This window comes from Bacillus cereus group sp. N21 (assembly GCF_016483395.1).
Taxonomy (GTDB): Bacteria; Bacillota; Bacilli; order Bacillales; family Bacillaceae_G; genus Bacillus_A; species Bacillus_A pseudomycoides.
The window spans coordinates 1-963 of the sequence record NZ_JAEHBX010000203.1 but is presented as its reverse complement, the minus strand read 5'-3'; the positions used below and the strand labels follow the sequence as shown (position 1 = coordinate 963).

Genomic DNA, 963 nt, shown 5'->3' with positions numbered 1-963 from the left:
CGGAACCATCTTTTAAGTGCCTAATTTTTAAAGGTCTTTTTATTAAACTGTCCATTTTATAGGGTACAGTTCATACTGCACCTAGTCGATTATCTTCTTTTTTGTATATCAACAAAGTTTTCGTATCTTAATTAGGAAGCCGATTTATTAATTGTATAACGTTGTTCAATACGTTGTTCAATTTTTTCCATCTCTTGTTTATCATTCAATATCTTTTGTTTATTTTCTTGTACCAATTCTTTAAACGATTTATGAAGTAATTTACAACGTTTGTTCGCCATAATCATTTCTCCTTATTGTCTGTGTAATCACAGATATAAAATAAAATTTTCCAATCACCATAAATTTTTTGTCTTTATTTGTCGAAAAATTATTCTTAATTCAAGAATACTATAACTTCCGAGTTTTTAGACCTATTTGTTTGAACATTATGTGAATTTAATAAAAAAATTATATACAAATATAAATTGTAAAACGAACATAAAAATCCTTTTTTAAGGAGAATCGAGAGGATTTCGAAGAGGCCAGATCCTTTTTCTGCCACATGCGGCGGTAAAGTAAATAGAACAAACGAGTGCATATCATCTTTTGTTTCACATAACCGCAACGTCCATGTTCAATAAACAAAATGAATTTATCCCGCATTAACGGGCAGTAATACTCCCACCTCAAAATTCGGGGAAAGCAAAGAAGTTAGGTGGGAGATACAATACGAGTTATTGCCCAAGCTACTACAGATGGTAATACTGTTCCCGAACCGCTTGAAAATACAGTACACCTCATGCACTTTGAAGCAGCTAGATTCCCCTCTCTAACATCATAAAACAGGTTATTCTCTTAACAATCAATAACACAAATTATATGAATAAAAAAAGAGCGTCCGTCTTTGATATGATCCCCTTATAGTAGACAGTAAAAAGAAAGCACATTAATCTGTTTACTATGGAGGGGATTTTTTCTATG

General features: G+C 31.8%; 1 protein-coding gene. It reads right to left on the bottom strand.

The genetic code is table 11. The annotated features are described in order from the left end of the window. Positions 1-131: 131 nt before the first annotated feature. The gene (locus JDS96_RS30470) at positions 132-287 is read right to left on the bottom strand and encodes an FbpB family small basic protein (RefSeq protein ID WP_003201552.1); all 156 of its coding nucleotides are present in this window, start codon (positions 285-287) and stop codon (positions 132-134) included. Between the last annotated feature and the right edge of the window lie 676 nt (positions 288-963).